Here is a 19,353-nt window from a genome sequence, read left to right on the forward strand (position 1 = left end):
CGGGCTGTGCGCCAGTATGTCGACTCGACGATTCGGGGCTACTCCCCTTCGCTAACGGTGTTTAGGCTAGCGGGCGAATTTGGCGAACGCCAGAACGGCGGTGAAGTTCGGGCGCCCGTAATTTGCGATTCGGGGGCCGAATGAATCCTGTCGAATTCCGTTATGCCGCAAGCAGCATCGCCAGGATGGCCGTGTCGGGATGGCTGATCGGATCGACGCCGACGCGGCTCACCATCGACGTGATGGTTCCGTCGGCCTCGGCTTCCACCCACGCCGCGCGGTGCTCCAATCCCAGATACGGCAACCCCGGCAGCAGCACGCACCCCGACGCCGCCCCGGTGCATTCCGGCAAGGACGGCGTGGTTTCCGACGGCGGGTGCAGCATCAGCAGCGCGGGCGGCTGATGCTCGGCGAAATGCCCGGGCTGGATGGCTGTTTCACCGAACACGGTGCCCTCGGCCAGCACCAGGCCGACCGTGCCGGGCTCGGGTTCGTCGGGCAACTCCTCGCGGGCACCGAACACCGTTGTCGTGGAAAGCAATCCGGGCAACGACGCGACCCTGACGGCCACCATCAGCAGCTGGGCCCACTCTTTGGTCGAATCAGGCCAACGCCCGGAGATCACGAACCCTTTCAGCGCGCCACGCGCGTGGAAGGGGGAAACCCCTATAGGACGGTCTGAACCTGTCTCCATCTCGGCCTCCCGCGCGACTCCTCCGTCCGAATAACCACACTGGTAGCTCGAATAACTCAGCATGCCTGCGGTTTCGGCGCGGTGCAACTCGACACGGCAGGGAATACCCGCCTTATCGAAACACCGAACGCATCGAGGGAAAGGCAAGGGCGCCACGCGATCCGCGTGACGCCCCAGCTTTGCGCGATTGGCTCAGCCGAAAATGAGCCCCTGGGTTTTGGAGGTCGCAGCCGCGTACCGCGACTGGACGTCGGCCCAGTTGACCACATTCCAGAACGCTTTGACGTAGTCCGCCTTGACGTTCTTGTACTGCAGGTAAAAGGCGTGCTCCCACATGTCGACCTGCAACAGGGGAATGATGCCCAGCGGGACGTTGGCCTGCTGATCGTAGAGCTGGAAGGTCAGCAGCTTGCTGCCCAGCGTGTCGTAGCCGAGCACCGCCCAGCCCGAGCCCTGCAAGCCGTTGGCGGCCGCGCTGAACTGGGCGCGGAACTTGTCGAATGACCCGAACGCGTCGTCGATGGCGGCGGCGAGGTCGCCGGTGGGCTTGTCGCCGCCGTCCGGCGAGAGGTTCTTCCACCAGATCGAGTGGTTGACGTGGCCACCGAGATGGAAGGCCAGATTCTTCTCGTTCAAGAAGATCGCAGCGTGATCGTCGTTGGCACGCGCCTCTTCGAGCTTGGCGACGGCGTCGTTCACGCCCTTGACGTAGGTCGCGTGGTGCTTGGTGTGGTGGATTTCGTTGATCTGACCGGAGATGTGCGGTTCCAGCGCTGCGTAGTCCCAGTCCAAGTCGGGCAGGGTGTATTCAGCCACGGCATTCCTTTCTTCGATTGTGATCGTCCTTGACGCGCATCCGCACGGGGTCGGCCACGCGGCGGGCTGGCCTCGAGCTTCACCAGTCAACCCTGCTCCATGACCGCGCGTGCCGCAAGGACGACCGCTACGGGGCGGGGACCCGGGTACCCGTTCGGCGCGATTTCAAGACAAGACGATGACGACAAGAATGGCGAGCAACGCCAGCGCGATGAGGCCGGCACGCAGGGCGGCGATGCTGTAATTGTGGTTCCACGCAGGCGAGCCAGAAACCGAGTTCGACGGGGCCGGGGAACCGGGACCGAACGAATGCGTGGCCATTAAGCGCCTTTCGCCTGCACCTCACCTCAAGTGAGGTGAGTCACAACATCTTTTTCGTGACGGTGATCATAACCGCTTGCGGGGGGCTTGGAAAATGCGCTGCGTAACGGCGGTTCCCACAGGGGTTTTGGAAGCGGGCCGGATGCGCCGGCGGGGGCGGGCAGGGCCGGTTCTGTCGGTCTGAAGTGCCAATGCTTAGCAAGACAATGCATTTCGCTCGGATAACGTTTCGGCCTGTTTATGGCACACCCGTACCACCCGGTGGTTATCCACAGTGGCGGTCCGGGCCAGGCGCTAGGGGCTGTGTCGATGCCGCAAATACCCAGGCCCCGCTTGTGGATAAACCTGTGGAAACTGTGGATAGCCGTAGGCAACTGTTGGTGTTGCCGATCGGGGGCGGGCACGCCGCAGGAAACGCCTGCTTCGGCAGCCGGTCCGCGTGCCGCTGTCCGCATCGTCGTCGGCGTTAGGCTGGTCCGGTGATCCAGGTGTGCTCCCAGTGCGGCACGCGGTGGAACGTGCGCGAGCGGCAACGCGAGTGGTGCCCCCGTTGCCGCGGCGCCCTCATGGCGCCCCTGCCGGACGTGCCGCCGGCTGACCCGCGGTGGAGCACGCAGGGCGGTCCGCCGCCGACAAGTGCGCCCGCCCCCGCGTGGCAGCGCATTCAGCCGCGGCTGCCGTCGGGCTTCCGCTGGATCGCGGTGCGCCCGGGCGCCGCACCGCCCCCCCGGCACACACGACGATCCCTGGGTCCGACACCGCGTTACGCCGTGATACCGCGCTGGGGATTGGCCGACCGCGTCGACCAGCAACCGGCGGCGGCCGAAAAGCCAACGCAGACAGGGCCTTCCGCGGCAACCGTGCGCACCACGATGTTTCTGAGCGTGCTGGTGCTCAGCATCACCGCCCTGGTGTATGTCGTGCGGTATGTGCTGTTGGTTATCAACCGGAACACGCTGCTGAACTCGATCGTGGCCATCGCGGCGGACTGGCTGGCGGTGCTGGCCAGTTTGGGGGCGATCGCGGCGGTGATCATCTCGGGCGTGCTGCTGATCCGATGGCTGATCGCGCGGAGGGCCGTAGTGTTCGCACATCACGGACTGCCCGAGCCACGCTCGGTGCGGGCTTTGTGGGCGGGCTGCGTGGTGCCGCTGGCCAATCTGTTGTGGGCGCCGGTGTTCGTCATAGAGCTGGCCGCCGTCGAGGAGCACTACGCCCGGCTGCGCATGCCGATCCGTCAGTGGTGGATCGCGTGGGTCTTCAGCTACCTGGTGTCGGCGTTCGCCATCGCAACCAGCTTCGCGACCGACGCCCAGGGCATCGCGAACAACACCGTGCTGATGGTGTTCGCCTACCTGTTCGCGGCCGTCACGCTGGCCGCCGCGGCCCGGGTCTTCGAGGGGTTCGAGCGCAAACCCGTGCAACGGCCCGCACACCGGTGGGTCGTCGTCGCACCGGACAACGCGCAGCGCCCCGCCGCGCCCGTGCCGGGCGGCCCGGTTGAGTTGGAGGGGCAGGAACCGGCAGCATAGGGGTATGACGTGGGCCGACGAGGTGCTCGCCGGGCATCCCTATGTCGTTGCCCATCGCGGCGCCTCGGCCGCTCGGCCCGAACACACGCTGGCCGCATACGATCTCGCGCTGCAGCAGGGCGCCGACGGCGTGGAATGCGACGTGCGGTTGACCCGCGACGGCCATCTGGTTTGCGTGCATGACCGCCGCCTGGACCGGACCTCGACGGGAGCCGGTCTGGTCAGCACCATGACCCTGGCTCAACTACGCGAACTCGAGTACGGCGCGTGGCACGACAGCTGGCGGAAGGACGGCACGCACGGCGACACCAGCCTGCTGACGCTCGACGCCCTCGTGTCCCTCGTGCTGGACTGGCACCGGCCGGTGAAGATCTTCATCGAGACCAAGCATCCGGTCCGATACGGCTCGCTGGTGGAAACCAAACTGCTCGCGGCGCTGCACCGCTTCGGCATCGCCGCACCGGCCTCGGCCGACCGGTCCCGCGCGGTGGTCATGTCGTTTTCGGCGGCGGCGGTCTGGCGAATTCGCCGCGCCGCGCCGCTGCTGCCGACCGTGCTGCTCGGCAAGACCGCGCGCTACCTCACCAGCACCGCGGCCACCGCCGTCGGCGCCACCGCGGTCGGGCCGTCGTTACCGACGTTGAAGGACTATCCGCAGCTCGTGGACCGCGCCGTCGCCCAGGGCAGGGCGGTGTACTGCTGGAACGTCGACGAATACGAAGACATCGACTTCTGCCGTGATGTCGGGGTGGCCTGGCTTGCCACGCACCACCCGGGCCGCACGAAGGCGTGGTTACAGAATCGAAGCACGGGCAACGGAACCCATTAGCGGCGCCGCTACGGCTGCCCGTCGAGCGCGGTTGTCGGCACCGGCGCGTCGGCGGCCAGCGCATCGAACAACTTGCCGGCGGCGTCGTGGTTCCACACCACCACCGACCCGGCGTCGCTGTTGGTGAACGCCCCGATCGGGACGGTCATGGCCGCGGGCGATCCGTGCAGCGCCCAGCCCAGCCGCCCCAAGTCCCAGACGTGGTCACCGCGGTCCACGGTCAGGGCGCCGGCGGCCGTGCGCGGCACCGAGTACCAGCGCACCGGATCGAGCCACACCGCGGGACTGGCGATGCGGTGCAGCAGCGCCGACAGGAATTGCCGTTGGTTGACCATCCGGTCCAGATCCGCGCGCGGGGTGTCACGCGTCCTGACGTATCCGAGGGCCGTGCGGCCGTCCAGCTTCTGGCAGCCGGCCGGCAGGTCGATGCCGGCGAGCGGATCGCTGATCGGCATGGTCGGGCACATGGTGACCCCGCCGAGCGCGTCGACCAGGGCGGCGAACCCGCCGAAGCCGATCTCGGCGTAGTGATCGAGCCGCAGCCCGGTGGCCTGCTCCACCGTGTGGGCCAGCAAGGGCGCCCCGCCGATCGCGAACGCGGCGTTGATCTTGTCCTTGCCGTGGCCCGGGATCGGCACGTAGGAGTCGCGGGGGATCGACACCACGGTCACCCGCGTGCCCGACGCCAGCTGCGGCACGTGCACCAGCAGGATGGTGTCGGTGCGGCTGCTGCCGACGTCGCCGCCGGTGGCCAGGTCCTGCTGCTGCTCGGAGGTGAGCCCCCGGCGGGAATCGGAGCCGACGATCAGCCAGTTCGTCCCGCGGCCGGGCGACGGGCGATCAGAATAGTCGGTGAGCACCTGCTCTCGGCGCAGCGCGGTGTCGAACCACGCGGCCGCTCCCACGGCACCTACGCCGGCCAACAGCGCGACCATCAGCAGCGCGACGAGCACCAAGCGGACCCTGCTTCTGCGTTTGCGGCGCGCGCTCGGGGCGACGGGTCGCGGCGGGGGGCTGGCCGCCGGGCCCGGACGGGGCGCCGGGGACGGCGGTGTTGGCCGGCGCAGCGGCGTCGTTCGATCGAACGGCGCGGGCGCGGGGCCGGTGACGCGGCGCACCGGCCGCGGCGGGGGCCTTGGCCGCTCGCGTGCTCGGTCGCCGTTCACCTGCACAACGTACGTGCGGGAACGGCTTCGGTCAGCGGCGGGCGCGCAGCCCGTTGATGAACGGGCAACCCATCAGCAAACGGAAGGCCTGGCTCAGCCCGGGCATGTCGTCCACCGGCCGGTGGAACGGCAACCGGACGTCGCGATCGCCGTCGTTGCCTTCGACGCGGAATCGCACGCCGTACCGGTCGAGCCCGAGCGGGCGGACCTTTCCGCGCCGCAGCCCCGCGGGCAGCTTCGACACCAGCCGCGCCAGCACGTCGTTGTGGACGGTGTCCAGGTGCCACAGCAGGCTCGCCTCGATCGCGCAGAACGGGTCGGGCCGGGCCGCGAGCAGATCCGAAACGCTGACGGGCTCGGCGCCGGTGGCATCGGTGACGACCACGGACGCGATCTCCAGCCGCACCAGGCCGTACCGGGGGTCGTCCCCGTCGCCGGGCGCGGATCTGGGCGTTTGGACCTGAAGCAAGGCCGGATTCGGGTGCTCGGCGGCGATTTGGTCGAGCAGCGCTGTCACCGCCGGCGGTGGCACCGGCAGCAGGAGGCCGCGCACCCACACCAGCGACCGGACCGGCTCCCGCAGCGGGAGCGGGGCGTAGTCGGTGAGTTCCAGCAGCGCCTGCGACCCGGACGCCGGGCCGGCGGTGTCTAGGGGAAGCGCGATCGCGAAGGATCCATCCGGTAGCAGGTGATGCACCGGCGTGGGGATCGGGTCCCGGCGCTCGATCGCCAGCAGCGCGCCGCCGGCTCGGCTACACGCGCTGCGGATGCGTTCGGCGGTCGTCGGCGCGGGGATCGTCAGCGTCATCATGCTCCTCACTTGGCTTAGGTAAGCCTAAGTTAACTTACGACTCAGGGCGTCGCAAGGCTGGTTGACATCGGTCGCCGTCAGGGCGCCGTTAGGGTTGGGGAGTGGTCCGCATCGCTTACCTCGGTCCCGAAGGGACCTTCACCGAGGCGGCGCTGCTGCAAATCACGGGCGCCGGGCTGGTTCCCGAGCAGGGATCGGATCCCGTGCGGTGCATGCCAATCGAAAGCACACCCGCGGCACTCAACGCCGTTCGCGACGGCGACGCCGATTACGCGTGCGTCCCGATCGAGAACTCGATCGACGGCTCGGTGATCCCGACGCTGGACAGCGTGGCCATCGGCTCGCCGCTGCAGGTGTTCGCCGAGACGACGCTGGACGTGGTGTTCAGCATCGTCGTCAAACCCGGTGTCACCGCGGCCGACGTGCGCACGTTGGCGGCCTTCCCGGTGGCGGTGGCCCAGGTCCGGCAGTGGCTGGCCGCGCACCTGCCCGGCGTCGAAGTGCGGCCGGCGTACTCCAATGCCGACGCGGCGCGACAGGTGGCCGAGGGCCAGGCCGACGCCGCGGTGACGTCACCGTTGGCCGCCGCCCATTGGAGGCTGGCGTCACTGGCCGACGGTGTCGTCGACGAACCCAACGCCCGCACCCGCTTCGTCCTGATCGGTCTGCCGGGACCGCCACCGGCCCGCACCGGAGCCGATCGAACGTCGGTGGTGCTGCGCATCGACAACGTGCCGGGCGCCCTGTTGTCGGCGCTGGCCGAATTCGGGATCCGCGGCATCGATCTGACCCGCATCGAATCCCGGCCCACCAGAACTGAACTCGGCACCTACCTGTTCTTTGCCGACTGCGTCGGCCACATCGACGACGGCGCCGTCGCCGAGGCGCTCAAGGCGTTGCACCGCCGTTGTGCCGATGTGAGATACCTGGGTTCCTGGCCGACGGGTTCGGCCGTCGGTGTGCCGCCACCGCCGGCCGACGAGGCCTCACGCTGGCTCGCGCGACTGCGGGAAGGCAAACCCGAGCAGCCCCCCGGCGGGGGGTTTGCACCATGACCGGTCGTTTGGTGTTGGTTCGGCACGGCCAGTCCTACGGCAACGTCGAGCGCCGGCTGGATACCCGGCCGCCCGGCGCAGAGCTCACGCCGTTGGGCCGCGACCAGGCCCGCGCGTTCGCCCGCAGCTCGGGACGGCCGGCGATCCTCGCGCATTCCGTGGCGATCCGGGCGTCGCAGACCGCCGCGGTGATCGGAACCGAACTCGACCTGGCCGCCCTCGAGGTTCCCGGGATCCACGAGGTACAGGTGGGCAAGCTGGAGGACCGCACCGACGACGAGGCGGTCGCAGAATTCAACGCGATCTACGAGCGATGGCATCGCGGCGAGCTCGACCTGCCGCTGCCCGGCGGTGAGACGGGCAACGAGGTGTTGGACCGCTACGTGCCGGTGCTGACCGAGCTGCGCATGCGCTACCTCGACGACGACGAATTCAACGGCGACATCGTCGTCGTCAGCCATGGCGCGGCCATCCGGCTGGCCTCCGCCGTGCTGGCCGGGGTGGACGGCAACTTCGCGCTGGATCACCACCTCGACAACGCCGAATCGGTGGTGTTGGCCCCGATCACCGACGGCCGATGGAGTTGTCTGCGGTGGGGAACGCTGCAGCCGCCGTTCTACCCTCAGACCGACGCAAGCCCCGTCCCGAACGCGGTCAGCTCAAGCACCGACCCGATGGGCTAGCCACCCCTCCACGATTTCGGTGCATTCACAGCCGACGGCGTCGCAGTCGACGACGAACGTGTGCACGAAGAGCTCGGGGCTCGCGCAGTCCGGTTCGGTGCATTCCAGCCGTCCCCAGAACCGGCCTTGGGAATGGCGAATGATGGTGCCGTGGCAGTGATCCAAACCCGCCTGGCATTCGCGACACTCGGCGCTCATGAGCCGTTCATAGCACCCGGTCCCGGCGAAGTCCCGTTGCCGCGCCCAAGAAGTCAGGACCAGCCCAGTTCTTCCAGCCGGTCGTCGCCGATGCCGAAATGGTGGGCGATCTCGTGGATCACCGTGACCGCGACCTCCTCGACCACCTCGTTGTCGGAGTCACAGACGTCCAGCAGGGCCTCCCGGTAGATCGTGATGGCGTCCGGCAGCGACCCGGCATAGTCGGAGTCGCGCTCGGTCAGCGCCACCCCCTCGTACAGCCCGAGCAGTTCGGCGTCCTCGGGGTGGCGGTCTTCGACCAGGACGACGACGTTGTCCATGGCGGCGGCCAACTCGGGCGGGATCAGGTCGAGCGCATCGGAGACCAGCTCGTCGAACCGCTGCGGATCCATCCGCACGGACACCCGGCTAGCCTCCCGGTGCCGGCTCGGCCGGTGGGGGCGCCGGCGCTTCCGGGGGAGGGTTCGCCGGCGGCGGCGCCTCGGGGGCGGGGTTGGCCGGTGGCGGCGCCCCGCCGTCGGCCGGTGGAGGGGGCCCTTGGGGCGCCTGCGGCGCCTGGCTGGCCGGTGTCTGCGAAGCCGGCGGCTGCTGTTGCTGCGGAAGGTGCTGATTGTTCGGCGGGATGACGTCCGGCGGGGAGCTGGGCTGGGCCGGGGTCTGCACCGGGATCGGCGGCATCGTGAGCCGCTCCTCGGGGATGTCGGGCGGTGGTACCGGCGGCTGGCCGTTGATCAGCAGGTGGCCCTTGGCGCTGTTGACCAGCGCGGCCCAGCCGCCGTTGCCCAGCGTCGCGCCGATGCTGCACGCCACCGCGCGGCTGCCCGCCGACCAGCTGGGCAGCGACACCGTCGGGTAGATCAGCGTCAGCGTGGTGGTGCGCAACTTGACGGGCGCAAGGTAGGCGTCCGTCATCCTGGTGCACAAATCCTTGATGAACCCGTCCTGGTCGGGCTCCGACGGCAGGGCGCCGGGAAACTTCTCGGCCAGGTTCACCGTGCCGGTGACCTCCATGGCGTGTGGTGCCGCGCAGTCGACCGGGACGTCGATCGGCTGATTGGTGGTCGGGTCGATGCTCAGGCAAGTGCCGGCCGGCCACACCTTGGACTGGTCGATGTCGGCGACCTTGCCCTTGAACGCCTCCTGCTGGTTGTTGGCGCCGGGCAGCTGCAGGCCGCACAGCATGCGGCGCTCGCCGGACTGGCGCCAGGCCCGGTCACCGGCCCAGAGCAGGCTGACGGTGAACTTACCGTTGGGGTCGAACTTCGGTCCGAGGTAGTTGCGGATCGCGGGCTCGCACTGCTCCAGCGTCATCTGCTGGATGCGGGCCGGCGACGGGGGAGCGGCGTTGGGCCCGTACTCGGAGCCGGGAAAGGTGCTCATGTCTACGGACTCGGCCACCTCGAACTTGTGATTGTCGGCGCAGCTGACGAGGCCGGCCGACTCCGGGGTCGCGTCCGGCCACGTCAGGCAGTCGCCGCTGCGGGCGCGGTTGAAGGCGGCGTCGCCGCGGCTGCCCGTGCTGGGCACCGGATTGCTGCCCATGTAGCCGGCCAGCCGCCCCTGCCCCGGCCCGACCGGAATCGCGGTGACCAGCCCGGCGATCAGCAGCGCCCCCAGGGCGGTGAGCAGCAACGCCCGCCGCGTGGCCGTCGCCTGCAGCCCGCGCGGCCATTGGAAGCCGGGCGGCCGTTCCGCTGGGTCGTTCGAGGGGCCGGCGGGGGTGCCGGCCTCCGAAACTTCCTTCTCGGGCGCTTGCGACATCGGGTCCATTCTGACAGGGCCAGCTAAGACCTGTGACAAATGTTGCAGATGTGATGCAGTGTGATCGTTCGGCCTGGACGCTGTGCGAGCCACCTGCCGCCGCAAAAGTAGTGTTTTGGCCGTGATCGACCTGAAGCTGCTCCGGGAAGACCCCGACGCCGTGCGCCGTTCCCAAGTCAGCCGTGGCGAGGACCCGGCGCTGGTGGACGCCCTGTTGGCGGCCGACACCATCCGCCGCTCGGCGATTTCCTCCGCCGACTCGCTACGCGCCGAACAAAAGGCCGCCAGCAAGAGCGTGGGCGCCGCGTCGCCCGACGAGCGCCCGGCATTGCTGGCGCGAGCCAAGGAGCTCGCCGAACAGGTGAAGACCGCCGAAGCCGCGCAAGCAGACGCCGAGACGGCGTTCACGGCGGCGCACATGGCGATTTCCAACGTCGTGATCGACGGGGTGCCCCCCGGCGGGGAGGACGACTACCGGGTACTGGACGTGGTCGGCGAGCCGGCGGCGATCGACGGCCCCAAGGATCACCTGGAGCTCGGCGAGGCGCTGGGCCTCATCGACATGCAGCGCGGCGCCAAGGTGTCGGGCTCGCGGTTCTACTTCCTGACCGGCCGGGGCGCCCTGCTGCAGCTGGGGCTGCTGCAGCTGGCGCTGAGGCTGGCCGTCAACAACGGATTCATCCCGGTGATCCCGCCGGTGCTGGTGCGCCCGGAGGTGATGGCCGGCACCGGGTTCCTCGGCGCCCACGCCGACGAGGTGTACCGGGTGGAGGCCGACGACCTGTACCTGGTCGGCACGTCCGAGGTGCCGCTGGCCGGCTACCACGCCGACGAGATCCTGGACCTGTCCGGCGGGCCGCTGCGCTACGCGGGCTGGTCGTCGTGTTTTAGGCGGGAAGCCGGCAGCTACGGCAAGGACACCCGCGGCATCATCCGGGTGCACCAGTTCGACAAGGTGGAGGGCTTCGTCTACTGCCAGCCCGCCGACGCCGAGGCCGAACACCAGCGGCTGCTTGGTTGGCAGCGCGAGATGCTGGCCCTCATCGAAGTCCCGTATCGGGTGATCGACGTGGCCGCAGGCGATCTCGGCTCGTCGGCCGCGCGCAAGTTCGACTGCGAGGCGTGGGTGCCCACCCAGGGGGCCTACCGCGAGCTGACGTCGACGTCGAACTGCACCACCTTCCAAGCGCGCCGGTTGGCCACGCGCTTCCGCGACGACAACGGCAAGCCGCAGATCGCGGCGACCCTCAACGGCACGCTGGGCACCACGCGGTGGCTGGTGGCCATCCTGGAAAACCATCAGCGGCCCGACGGCAGCGTGCGGGTGCCCGACGCGCTGGTCCCGTTCGTGGGCACCGAGCTGCTCGAGCCGTAGCTAGGCGACGCCCGCGAAGGTGGGGCTGCCCGCCTCGAGCGGGACACGGGCGGCGCGCGCGGTGAAGCTGATCGCGTGATACCACCCGCACAACATGGTGAGGTCCAGAATCTCGCGATCGTCGAATCCGTCGCGCACCGCTGCCCACAGGGCGTCGTCGATGTCGCGGTGGTCGCATAGCGCGTCGACGGCGCGAATCAACAGGCGGTCTCGCTCGGCGGTCCAGCACGCATCGCCGGCGCCGCCGTGGGTCAGGGAGCGGACCTGAGCGCGATCGAGGCGGGCCTTCTCCGCGAAAAAGGCGACGTGCACGCCCCATTCGTACTCACAGCCGCAGCGGGCGCAGGTTCGATCGATGACGATCTCGCGATCCCGCAGCGACAGCGACAACGAGCGGCTGAGCTCGTAGCTGCCCCACAGCGTCATGGCCTCGGCCATGGGCAGGTTCCGCACCATGGTGCGAAATAGCGCGATCGGCGGCACGCCGGGCGGCATCATCTTCTGCAGCTGCGCGGCCACCGCCGGCTCGTGGGGTGGCTTGAGGGCGCCGATGCGAGGCGTTACGATTTCCGTAACCATGGAGAAAGAACCTACGTTACGGAAAACGAAACGTCAATCGGTGGCCCGGCCCGGCCGTCCGGTGCGGGGATCGACAACCGGGCGACCGATCATGGCCGCGCTCGACCTGCTCGGGCGGCGATGGTCGCTGCGGATGCTCTGGGAGCTTCGCGACGGAGCGCTGGGGGCGAGGTCGTTGCGCGAGCGGTGCGACGGCATGTCGCCGAGCGTGCTCTACGACCGCCTGGGTGAACTGACCGACGCGGGCCTCGTCGTGCAGCGAGACGACCAGTGTTACGAATTGAGCGAGGTCGGCCGGTCCCTGGGCGAGGCGCTGATTCCCTTGGAGCAGTGGGCCCTTCGCTGGGCACGGACGATCCGCTGACGGCCTCGCTGTGCCTAGGCGTTCACCGTCTCGTGGGAGCGCTCGTGGCGGCGCACCCGCTCGATGGTGGCGAAGTACCACGCCAGGGGGAACGAGAAGCTAGTGAAGAAGCTGGCCAGGAAGAACAACCACGGGCGCCGGATGCCGCGCCGATAGCCGTCGACGATGGTAAACACCGGCAGCAGAATGACATTCGCGATGAGGTAGTCCTGGCTGCCCGAGCCGGCGGCCGGGGTGGCGAACTGCGACCGCAGGAAGTGCGGATAGCTGGCCGGGCCCTGAAAGAGGTTGCCCTGCCCGGCCGCGTCGAGCACGAAGTGGATGTTGAAGTACCAGCCGAGTGCGATCGAGGCGATGCCCGCCGCGTAATACACGCACTCCAGCGGCGAAAACCACGGTCCTTCAGCCGGTTTGGCGTAGATCTTCGGGTTCGACGCGATAATCCAGGCGATGACGGCGATCCCGAGTATTGCGTGGACGTAAAGCCAGATCATGGCCGAAGTCTCACCTTGGCCCCATAGTTTTGTCAAGATTGACATAATGAGCCGGAACGAAGACTGCACGAAGGGGGTAGCTTACTGCCATGGTCAGGCCGGCGCAGACGGCGCGCAGCGAACGCACCCGGGAGGCGCTGATCCAGGCCGCGCTGGTGCGGTTCCTGGCCCAGGGTGTGGAGGACACCTCGGCCGAGCAGATCGCGTCCGACGCCGGGGTATCGCTGCGGACGTTCTATCGCCATTTCAAGTCCAAGCACGATCTCCTGTTTGCCGACTACACCGGACTGAACTGGTTTCGCGCCGCGCTCGACGCACGGCCGGCCGACGAGCCGATCATCGATTCCGTGCAATCGGCCATCTTCTCGTTTCCCTATGACGTTGACGCCGTGACGAAGATCGCCGCGCTACGGGGCGGCGAACTCGATCCCGGCCGCATCGTCCGCCACATCCAGGACGTGCAGGCCGACTTCGCCGACGCCATCGCCGCGCAGTTGCAGCGACGTAGCTGCGTGGCCGAGCAGACGCCGGATGCGCGCCTGCGCGCCGCGGTGACCTCCCGCTGCGTGGCCGCCGCGGTTTTCGGCGCGATGGAATTCTGGATGCTCGGCGACGACCGGTCCCTCGGCGAGCTGGCGCGCATGTCTCACGCCGCGCTGGAAACGCTGCGGGCCGGCATCACCGATAGCTGGTCGACGAATGCCTGATCCTCGTTTCGTCAAAATTGACAAAACTTAGCGCCCATGTCAGCCTCCATTCGTGGAGGGCAGGACATGACTGAATCGGACACCGAATTTGACGCGATAGTCGTCGGCGCGGGCCATAACGGGCTGGCGGCCGCGGTGCTGCTGCAGAAGGCGGGGCTGCGGACCGTATGCCTGGACGGCAAGCTCTACGCCGGCGGGATGGCTTCCACGGTGGAGCTTTTCGACGGGTACCGGTTCGAGATCGCCGGCTCCGTGCAGTTCCCGACGTCCGCAGTGGTGGTCGAGGAGCTGGGGTTGGACGCCCTGCCGACGATCGACCAGGACGTGATGTCGGTCGCGGTGCGCGGCGTCGGGGATGATCCGCTGATCCAGTACAGCGACCCGATCAAGTTGTTCACCCATCTCAACGAGGTGCACGGCGCAGAAGCCGTCAACGGAATGGCGGGGCTGATGGCCTGGAGCCAAGCGCCGACACGGGCGCTGGGCCGGTTCGAGGCCGGGACTCCGCCGAAAACGTTCGACGAGATGTATGCCTGTGCCACAAATGAATTCGAACGGTCGGCCATCGATGACATGCTGTTCGGATCGGTCACCGACGTGCTGGACCGCTACCTGCCCGACCGCGAGAAACACGGTGCGCTGCGCGGCTCGATGACCGTGCTGGCCGTCAACACGCTGTACCGCGGGCCGGCCACGCCGGGCAGCGCGGCGGCGCTCGCCTTCGGGCTCGGGGTGCCCGACGGAGACACCATGCAGATGAAGAAGTTGCGCGGCGGCATCGGCGCGCTCACCGTGCACCTCTGCGACCTGCTGGAAAGCCGCGGCGGCGAGGTGCGGCTGCGCACCAAGGTGAGCGAGATCCTCCAGGCCGGCGGCCGGGTGACGGGCGTGCGCACCGAGGCGGGAGACACGCTGAGGGCACCGATCGTGGTCTCGGGGATAGCGCCCGACGCCACGCTCAACGAGCTGATCGATCCCGCCGCGTTGCCCGCCGATATCCGGGAGCGGTATTCGCGGATCGACCACCGCGGCAGCTACCTACAGATGCACTTCGCGCTGGACGAGGCGCCCGCCTTCACCGCGCCCTATGAGGCCCTCAATGAGCCGGCCATGCAGGCCTCGATAGGCCTGTTCTGTACGCCGGAGGAGGTCCAGCAGCAGTGGGAGGATTGCCGGCGCGGCATCGTTCCTGCCGACCCCACGGTGGTGTTGCAGATCCCCTCGCAGAACGACCCGGACCTGGCGCCCGAGGGAAAGCACGCCGCGTCGGCGTTCGCGTTGTGGTTCCCGATCGAGGGCGGCGCCGAGTACGGCGAGGCGAAGGTCGAGATGGGCCAGCGGGTGATCGACAAGATCACCAGGTTGGCGCCGAATTTCGAAGCCAGCATGACCCGGCATACCACGTTCACGCCCAGGCACATGGGGGTGATGTTCGGCGCCCCGGGCGGCGACTACTGCCACGGGCTGCTGAACCCCGATCAGATCGGGCCCAACCGGCCGGGCCCGAAAGGCTTTCTGGGCCAGCCGATCCCGATCGCGGGCCTGTACCTGGGCAGCGCGGGTTGCCACGGCGGTCCGGGGATCACCTTCATTCCCGGCTACAACGCCGCCCGTGCGGCACTGGACGACTTGGGACGTTAGCCGCGCCGGTCCAGCAGTTCGTCCAGCAAAGCGGTGAACTCGTCGGCGCGCGCCGGCGTGAACGCGGGACTGGGCCAAGTCCCCGGCACATCCAGGGTGATCAACGTCGACTTGAACGGTCGCTGCACGTCCAGGGGCAGCCAGCGCCGGAAGTCGGAGCTGCCCCAGATGCGGAAGCGCTGGACGAACAGGCCCAAGGCCTCGGCGCGGTACCCGCGGATCGCTTCCAGCGCGATGACCTTCGACGTACCGGAGGGAAAGTGATAGCGGCGCAACGTAATCGCGAAGCGGTCTAGCTGGACCAGGCCGTCATCGTAGTTGGCGTTCATTTCCGGGCGCTTCGCAGCTGGTGGCCCCGCGCGGTCAGGCACCGGCCGTCGTCCAATCGCCACTGCCAGCCATGCAGGTTACAGGTCAACGTGTTTCCCTCTACCACACCGAATTTCGACAGATCGGCTTTGAGATGTGGGCAACGGCGCTGAATCTCCCAGCCGTCCATGGTGATCGATGCGGAGTCGTCGTGCGTCTCGGCAAACCACCCGTCGGCGTAGGCGATCCGTTCGTCGGTCAGGCATTTGAAGAACGTGTACAGGTATTCGTTGTAGCCGCCGACCCGCCATGCCGTGAAGCGGGTGGACAAGAAGATGGTGTTGACCCAGTCGGGTTCGCGGTCGCGCAGAACGGTGCGAACCAACTCGGGCGCTATGGCGAAGCCGTAGCGGACCTTTTCGTCGGGAATCCGTTCGCGCACCGCGCGTTTCGGAAAGTCCAGGATCACCGCTTCGGCGCCGATGACCAGCTCGACGGGATAGCCGATGCCGTCGCAGATTTCGTCGCTTTGCAGCATGATCGGCTCGAACAGCGCGCGCAGTTGGTCCAGCAGCGGCTCTCCGGTGGCCGGCGCCCATCTTGCCCGCTCGGCGGCCAGCACGGGGCCCATCCGTTCGGCGTAGTCGGCGATGTAGGCCGCCTTGCCGGTGGTGAAGATGGCCTCGACCTGGTCGTCGGGCAACGGATGGCGGAGGGAATTCAGCGTCGGACCGGTGAAGTCCGCTGTCGACCCGGGGATCATCAGCAGGCCGCGGTCGTGCCCGTGCATGCGCATCTGATCCAGGAAGACCATCTGGTCGGGGAAGATGTTGGCCGGATCGCCGCGATCGTCGTTGAGGTGTCGCAACTCTGCGTCCAAGAAGCACGGCGGCCCCGCCGAGGGCACTACCCAGGTCGCACCGACCTGGGCGATGTACTGACGAGCGCGATCCATCTGCCGCTGCCGCTTCTGGATGCCGAACGACTCCTTGGCGCGGACCGGCATGTCGTAGACCATCGGGTACCAGATCGCCCCGGAGTACTGCAGCAGGTGCACGTCCACGTGACCGAAGTCGGCGGCCACCACGTCCAGATCGATGGGCCGGGCGTCGTTCATGTTGAAAAGCGTTGTGGAACCGTCGGATACCACCAGCGCCGAGTCACCGATCGGACCGTCGGCCGGAGCCCGCAGGGCGATGATCATGACCTCGAGCTCGCCCTTGGGTCCGCTGACCCGATGCTGGACCGAGTCGGTGGTCTCGAAGAATCGGTGAAAACCCTGCTCCTGCAACGCGTTCCGCAGGTCGGGCACCGGAAAATCGGGCAGCAGCACCACCGCGTCCTTGTTGACGTGCTCGCGCAGGTTCTTCGCGTCGAAGTGGTCGCGGTGCAGGTGCGAGACGTACAGGTAGTCGCAGCGTCCCAGCTCATCCCAGTCCAGCGCGCTGTTGTCCGGGAACGGGAACCACGACGCAAAGTAGGCAGGGTTGACCCAGGGGTCGCACAGGATGCTGCCCGCGGGCGTCTGGATCAGAAACCCGGCGTGCCCTACGCTCGTGACCTGCACAAATACCTTTCGAACATTCCGACGACGAACGGCTTTTCAGCCCCCGAGCTTAGCGCGACCCCACGTCCTCGGCGTGCCACAGCCGCCGGTAGTAATCGATGCGCGCGGGGTCGGGCTCGACGCCGTAGGCGGCGAAGAACTCCGCCTCCCAGACGCGCCCGGGGTAATTCCAGCCCACGGACAGCGTCGCCACCGCCAGGTCGGCCCAGCGATCGGCCACGCCGAGGTCGCCGAGGTCCACATGCCCGCAACAGCGGCCCCGCTCGTCGATCAGCGTGTTGGGTGAGCAGGCGTCGCCGTGGCAGACCACCGGCCGGTCGATCGGCGGCGGTTCACCGAGGCGCGCCCGCGCGACCGCCGTCAGCCGGCCCAGCCGGCCGGCCACCGACCAGTCGAAAGGACAGGACCGCACCGGCAGGCGGTCGTGCAGCGTGCGCAGGCCGACACCGATCGCCCGCACCGCAACGTCCGGCGCCGCCAGCCAGCGAGGGTGCACCGCCGACAGACCGGGCAGGCCGCGGGTGCGCAGCCACGCCCAGCGCCCGGCTGGTCCCTCGTCCAGGCCCGAGCCCAGCACCTCCGGCACCGCGACGTATCGCGCCGCCCAGCGCAGCCGCTCCGCTTCCCCGGCGAACTCGGCAACGCCGGCGTCGGCCACCTTGATGTACTCCGTGCCGGCCTCGGGCGAGCTCACCCGAAAAGTCACGTCGCCCAGCTCGTTGACCCAGACCGCGCGCACGGGCCGGCCGGCGGCGAACCGGCCGACCACCGAGGGCACCGGCGGCGGAACGGACGGGAAGGACAACTCTGCCTCTTTTCGGCGCTTGAGGCGGCTCACAGTCGGGAGCACTAGGCTGAGGGGCTGTGGAACCGGTATACGGGACTGTCATTCAGCTTGCCCGCCTGATCTGGCGCCTCCAGGGTCTCAAGATCACCGTGTCGGGCGTGGAAAACCTGCCGAAGAGCGGCGGTGCGGTTATCGCCATCAATCACACCGGCTACCTGGACTTCACCTTCGCGGGTCTGGCCGCCTACGAGCAGGGCCTCGGGCGCAAAGTGCGGTTCATGGCCAAGCAGGAGGTATTTGACAGCAAGGTCACCGGGCCGATCATGCGCAGCCTGCGGCACATCCCGGTGGACCGGCAGGATGGGGCCGCGTCCTACGAGGCCGCCGTCCGGAATCTGAAAGACGGTGAGCTGGTCGGCGTCTATCCCGAGGCCACGATCAGCCGCAGCTTCGAGATCAAGGGGTGCAAGTCCGGGGCCGCCCGGATGGCGGTCGAGGCCGGGGTGCCGATCGTTCCGAACATCATCTGGGGCGCGCAGCGGATCTGGACCAAGGACCACCCCAAGAAGCTGTGGCGGCCCAAGGTGCCGATCACGGTGCTCGTCGGCGAGCCGATCGAACCGACGCTGGCCGTCGAGGAATTGAAGGGGCTGCTGCATTCGCGGATGCAACACCTGCTCGAGCGGGCCCAAGAAATGTATGGACCGCATCCGGCCGGCGAGTTCTGGGTGCCGCGCCGCCTGGGCGGGGGCGCCCCGTCGTTGGCCGAGGCGGCTCGCATGGACGCCGACGAGGCGGCCGCCCGGGCCGCCCGCCGTGCCCAGGCCGCAGGGGCGCCGGAGCAGTAGCCGATGGCCCATTCCGCTTTCGAGCCCACCTTTCGCACCCTCGAGGTCCTGGCCCAGCTGGGGGTGCTGGCCACCGGCACCCGCATCACCTACGCCGGCGAGGAGAACATCCCCGACCGGGGCGGTGCCGTGATCGCGATCAACCACACCAGCTACGTCGACTTCCTGCCTGCGGCGTTGGCGATGTATCGCCGCCATCGCCGGCTGAGGTTCATGATCAAAGCCGAGATGCGACAGGTGAAGGTGGTCAATTTTCTGATCAAGCACACCCGCACCATCCCGGTGGACCGGGGCGCCGGGGCGGACGCCTACGCGGTGGCCGTGCAGCGGCTACGCGAAGGTGAGCTGGTGGGCGTCTACCCGGAGGCCACGATCAGCCGCAGCTTCGAGCTCAAGGAGTTCAAGACGGGTGCGGCGCGCATGGCCTTCGAGGCGGACGTGCCGATCGTCCCGGTGATCGTGTGGGGCGCGCACCGCATCTGGACCAAGGACCACCCGCGCCACATCGGCCGCCACAAGATCCCGATCACGGTGCAGGTCGGCGCGCCGCTGCGGGCCGACAAAGACATCACCCGGACCAGTGCCGCGCTGCGCGAATCGATGACCACGCAGCTGCACCGGGCTCAACAGTGCTATGCGCACCCCGCCGGTGAATACTGGGTGCCGCGCCGCCTCGGCGGCGGCGCGCCGACTTTGGCCGAGGCGGCTCAGATCGAGGCCGACGAGGCCGCGGCCCGGGCCGCGAACCGTACCCCGCATCGGTCGCGATAGGGGCGAAGGAGAGGGAAATGGCAGAGGGGTTTTACCGGGTGAGGG

23 protein-coding genes are annotated in these 19,353 nt (G+C 68.4%); 10 read left to right on the forward strand and 13 right to left on the reverse strand.

Annotated features, from left to right (window positions below; genetic code table 11):
• Positions 1-160 precede the first annotated feature (160 nt).
• The 3 genes from A5764_RS17985 to A5764_RS28940 form a co-directional block, all read right to left on the reverse strand.
• A complete protein-coding gene (locus tag A5764_RS17985) occupies positions 161-694 on the reverse strand; it encodes a peptidase (RefSeq protein ID WP_067115037.1) in 534 nt (177 codons plus the stop codon).
• Between the two features lie 192 nt (positions 695-886).
• Positions 887-1,510: a superoxide dismutase gene (locus A5764_RS17990; protein ID WP_067115001.1), complete on the reverse strand. Its 624-nt coding sequence runs from the start codon at positions 1,508-1,510 to the stop codon at positions 887-889.
• 165 nt (positions 1,511-1,675) lie between these two features.
• On the reverse strand, positions 1,676-1,831 hold the full coding sequence (locus tag A5764_RS28940) for a hypothetical protein (protein WP_197501605.1): 156 nt from the start codon (positions 1,829-1,831) through the stop codon (positions 1,676-1,678).
• Positions 1,832-2,310: 479 nt separating this feature from the next.
• Here A5764_RS28940 and A5764_RS17995 point away from each other — a divergent pair, with 479 nt between their 5' ends.
• Positions 2,311-3,363: a DUF4328 domain-containing protein gene (locus tag A5764_RS17995; RefSeq protein ID WP_082951769.1), complete on the forward strand. Its 1,053-nt coding sequence runs from the start codon at positions 2,311-2,313 to the stop codon at positions 3,361-3,363.
• A gap of 4 nt (positions 3,364-3,367) precedes the next feature.
• The gene (locus tag A5764_RS18000; RefSeq protein WP_067115002.1) at positions 3,368-4,192 is read left to right on the forward strand and encodes a glycerophosphodiester phosphodiesterase; all 825 of its coding nucleotides are present in this window, start codon (positions 3,368-3,370) and stop codon (positions 4,190-4,192) included.
• Positions 4,193-4,200: 8 nt separating this feature from the next.
• On the opposite strand, the gene A5764_RS18005 is transcribed toward A5764_RS18000, so the two are convergent.
• Together A5764_RS18005 and A5764_RS18010 are read right to left on the reverse strand one after the other, a co-directional pair.
• Positions 4,201-5,358: an LCP family protein gene (locus tag A5764_RS18005; RefSeq protein WP_067115040.1), complete on the reverse strand. Its 1,158-nt coding sequence runs from the start codon at positions 5,356-5,358 to the stop codon at positions 4,201-4,203.
• Between the two features lie 31 nt (positions 5,359-5,389).
• The gene (locus A5764_RS18010; RefSeq protein WP_067115004.1) at positions 5,390-6,169 is read right to left on the reverse strand and encodes a DUF2470 domain-containing protein; all 780 of its coding nucleotides are present in this window, start codon (positions 6,167-6,169) and stop codon (positions 5,390-5,392) included.
• Positions 6,170-6,270: 101 nt separating this feature from the next.
• Between A5764_RS18010 and pheA the strand changes: the two genes are divergently transcribed.
• Positions 6,271-7,224 (forward strand): prephenate dehydratase, encoded by a 954-nt coding sequence (gene pheA, locus A5764_RS18015; RefSeq protein WP_067115006.1) that lies wholly within the window; start codon positions 6,271-6,273, stop codon positions 7,222-7,224.
• Complete coding sequence (locus A5764_RS18020) at positions 7,221-7,907, forward strand: histidine phosphatase family protein (RefSeq protein WP_067115008.1); 687 nt, start codon at positions 7,221-7,223, stop codon at positions 7,905-7,907. Before pheA ends, A5764_RS18020 begins: the two co-directional genes overlap by 4 nt.
• On the opposite strand, the gene A5764_RS18025 is transcribed toward A5764_RS18020, so the two are convergent.
• The 3 genes from A5764_RS18025 to A5764_RS18035 are packed head-to-tail and all read right to left on the reverse strand — an operon-like array spanning position 7,884 to position 9,866.
• Positions 7,884-8,105, reverse strand: a complete 222-nt coding sequence (locus A5764_RS18025; protein ID WP_067115010.1) for a hypothetical protein — start codon at positions 8,103-8,105, stop codon at positions 7,884-7,886. The two genes, A5764_RS18020 and A5764_RS18025, sit on opposite strands and share 24 nt — an antisense overlap.
• Positions 8,106-8,158: 53 nt before the next feature.
• The gene (locus A5764_RS18030; RefSeq protein WP_067115012.1) at positions 8,159-8,509 is read right to left on the reverse strand and encodes a metallopeptidase family protein; all 351 of its coding nucleotides are present in this window, start codon (positions 8,507-8,509) and stop codon (positions 8,159-8,161) included.
• Between the two features lie 4 nt (positions 8,510-8,513).
• Positions 8,514-9,866 (reverse strand): septum formation family protein, encoded by a 1,353-nt coding sequence (locus tag A5764_RS18035; RefSeq protein WP_197501608.1) that lies wholly within the window; start codon positions 9,864-9,866, stop codon positions 8,514-8,516.
• Between the two features lie 121 nt (positions 9,867-9,987).
• Here A5764_RS18035 and serS point away from each other — a divergent pair, with 121 nt between their 5' ends.
• Positions 9,988-11,241 carry a serine--tRNA ligase gene (gene serS / locus A5764_RS18040; protein ID WP_067115016.1) on the forward strand — a complete coding sequence of 418 codons (1,254 nt, stop codon included), beginning with the start codon at positions 9,988-9,990 and terminating at the stop codon, positions 11,239-11,241.
• Here the strand turns inward: serS and A5764_RS18045 are convergent, their stop codons facing one another.
• Positions 11,242-11,820 (reverse strand): carboxymuconolactone decarboxylase family protein, encoded by a 579-nt coding sequence (locus A5764_RS18045; protein WP_067115019.1) that lies wholly within the window; start codon positions 11,818-11,820, stop codon positions 11,242-11,244.
• Between the two features lie 91 nt (positions 11,821-11,911).
• Between A5764_RS18045 and A5764_RS18050 the strand changes: the two genes are divergently transcribed.
• Positions 11,912-12,184 carry a helix-turn-helix domain-containing protein gene (locus A5764_RS18050; RefSeq protein WP_067115020.1) on the forward strand — a complete coding sequence of 91 codons (273 nt, stop codon included), beginning with the start codon at positions 11,912-11,914 and terminating at the stop codon, positions 12,182-12,184.
• A 14-nt stretch (positions 12,185-12,198) separates the two neighbouring features.
• On the opposite strand, the gene A5764_RS18055 is transcribed toward A5764_RS18050, so the two are convergent.
• Entirely contained in the window at positions 12,199-12,678 is a 480-nt protein-coding gene (locus A5764_RS18055; protein WP_067115022.1) for a DUF2834 domain-containing protein, read from the reverse strand.
• An 89-nt stretch (positions 12,679-12,767) separates the two neighbouring features.
• Here A5764_RS18055 and A5764_RS18060 point away from each other — a divergent pair, with 89 nt between their 5' ends.
• Entirely contained in the window at positions 12,768-13,385 is a 618-nt protein-coding gene (locus tag A5764_RS18060; RefSeq protein ID WP_067115023.1) for a TetR/AcrR family transcriptional regulator, read from the forward strand.
• Between the two features lie 66 nt (positions 13,386-13,451).
• A complete protein-coding gene (locus A5764_RS18065; protein ID WP_156664742.1) occupies positions 13,452-15,026 on the forward strand; it encodes an NAD(P)/FAD-dependent oxidoreductase in 1,575 nt (524 codons plus the stop codon).
• On the opposite strand, the gene A5764_RS18070 is transcribed toward A5764_RS18065, so the two are convergent.
• The 3 genes from A5764_RS18070 to A5764_RS18080 are packed head-to-tail and all read right to left on the reverse strand — an operon-like array spanning position 15,023 to position 17,707.
• The gene (locus tag A5764_RS18070; protein WP_067115027.1) at positions 15,023-15,355 is read right to left on the reverse strand and encodes a hypothetical protein; all 333 of its coding nucleotides are present in this window, start codon (positions 15,353-15,355) and stop codon (positions 15,023-15,025) included. The two genes, A5764_RS18065 and A5764_RS18070, sit on opposite strands and share 4 nt — an antisense overlap.
• Complete coding sequence (locus tag A5764_RS18075) at positions 15,352-16,902, reverse strand: MBL fold metallo-hydrolase (RefSeq protein WP_067115029.1); 1,551 nt, start codon at positions 16,900-16,902, stop codon at positions 15,352-15,354. The genes A5764_RS18070 and A5764_RS18075 overlap by 4 nt, the downstream gene beginning before the upstream one ends.
• A 49-nt stretch (positions 16,903-16,951) precedes the next feature.
• Positions 16,952-17,707, reverse strand: coding sequence for a phosphotransferase (locus A5764_RS18080; protein WP_067115042.1), 756 nt, complete (start codon positions 17,705-17,707; stop codon positions 16,952-16,954).
• Between the two features lie 59 nt (positions 17,708-17,766).
• Between A5764_RS18080 and A5764_RS18085 the strand changes: the two genes are divergently transcribed.
• On the forward strand, positions 17,767-18,537 hold the full coding sequence (locus A5764_RS18085; RefSeq protein ID WP_067115031.1) for a 1-acyl-sn-glycerol-3-phosphate acyltransferase: 771 nt from the start codon (positions 17,767-17,769) through the stop codon (positions 18,535-18,537).
• Positions 18,538-18,540: 3 nt separating this feature from the next.
• On the forward strand, positions 18,541-19,308 hold the full coding sequence (locus A5764_RS18090; RefSeq protein ID WP_067115033.1) for a 1-acyl-sn-glycerol-3-phosphate acyltransferase: 768 nt from the start codon (positions 18,541-18,543) through the stop codon (positions 19,306-19,308).
• Positions 19,309-19,353 lie beyond the last annotated feature (45 nt).

The sequence above is a fragment of the Mycobacterium sp. 852002-51057_SCH5723018 genome, assembly GCF_001667035.1.
In the GTDB taxonomy this organism is placed as follows: Bacteria; Actinomycetota; Actinomycetes; order Mycobacteriales; family Mycobacteriaceae; genus Mycobacterium.

What these genes read in the sequence shown, in the direction of transcription:
- A5764_RS17985 (WP_067115037.1), bottom strand. Translation starts at nt 694, where the DNA reads ATGGAGACAGGTTCAGACCGTCCTATAGGGGTTTCCCCCTTCCACGCG.
- A5764_RS28940 (WP_197501605.1), bottom strand. Translation starts at nt 1,831, where the DNA reads ATGGCCACGCATTCGTTCGGTCCCGGTTCCCCGGCCCCGTCGAACTCG.
- A5764_RS18000 (WP_067115002.1), top strand. Translation starts at nt 3,368, where the DNA reads ATGACGTGGGCCGACGAGGTGCTCGCCGGGCATCCCTATGTCGTTGCC.
- A5764_RS18010 (WP_067115004.1), bottom strand. Translation starts at nt 6,169, where the DNA reads ATGATGACGCTGACGATCCCCGCGCCGACGACCGCCGAACGCATCCGC.
- A5764_RS18020 (WP_067115008.1), top strand. Translation starts at nt 7,221, where the DNA reads ATGACCGGTCGTTTGGTGTTGGTTCGGCACGGCCAGTCCTACGGCAAC.
- A5764_RS18025 (WP_067115010.1), bottom strand. Translation starts at nt 8,105, where the DNA reads ATGAGCGCCGAGTGTCGCGAATGCCAGGCGGGTTTGGATCACTGCCAC.
- A5764_RS18035 (WP_197501608.1), bottom strand. Translation starts at nt 9,866, where the DNA reads ATGTCGCAAGCGCCCGAGAAGGAAGTTTCGGAGGCCGGCACCCCCGCC.
- A5764_RS18045 (WP_067115019.1), bottom strand. Translation starts at nt 11,820, where the DNA reads ATGGTTACGGAAATCGTAACGCCTCGCATCGGCGCCCTCAAGCCACCC.
- A5764_RS18050 (WP_067115020.1), top strand. Translation starts at nt 11,912, where the DNA reads ATGGCCGCGCTCGACCTGCTCGGGCGGCGATGGTCGCTGCGGATGCTC.
- A5764_RS18055 (WP_067115022.1), bottom strand. Translation starts at nt 12,678, where the DNA reads ATGATCTGGCTTTACGTCCACGCAATACTCGGGATCGCCGTCATCGCC.
- A5764_RS18060 (WP_067115023.1), top strand. Translation starts at nt 12,768, where the DNA reads ATGGTCAGGCCGGCGCAGACGGCGCGCAGCGAACGCACCCGGGAGGCG.
- A5764_RS18065 (WP_156664742.1), top strand. Translation starts at nt 13,452, where the DNA reads ATGACTGAATCGGACACCGAATTTGACGCGATAGTCGTCGGCGCGGGC.
- A5764_RS18070 (WP_067115027.1), bottom strand. Translation starts at nt 15,355, where the DNA reads ATGAACGCCAACTACGATGACGGCCTGGTCCAGCTAGACCGCTTCGCG.
- A5764_RS18090 (WP_067115033.1), top strand. Translation starts at nt 18,541, where the DNA reads ATGGCCCATTCCGCTTTCGAGCCCACCTTTCGCACCCTCGAGGTCCTG.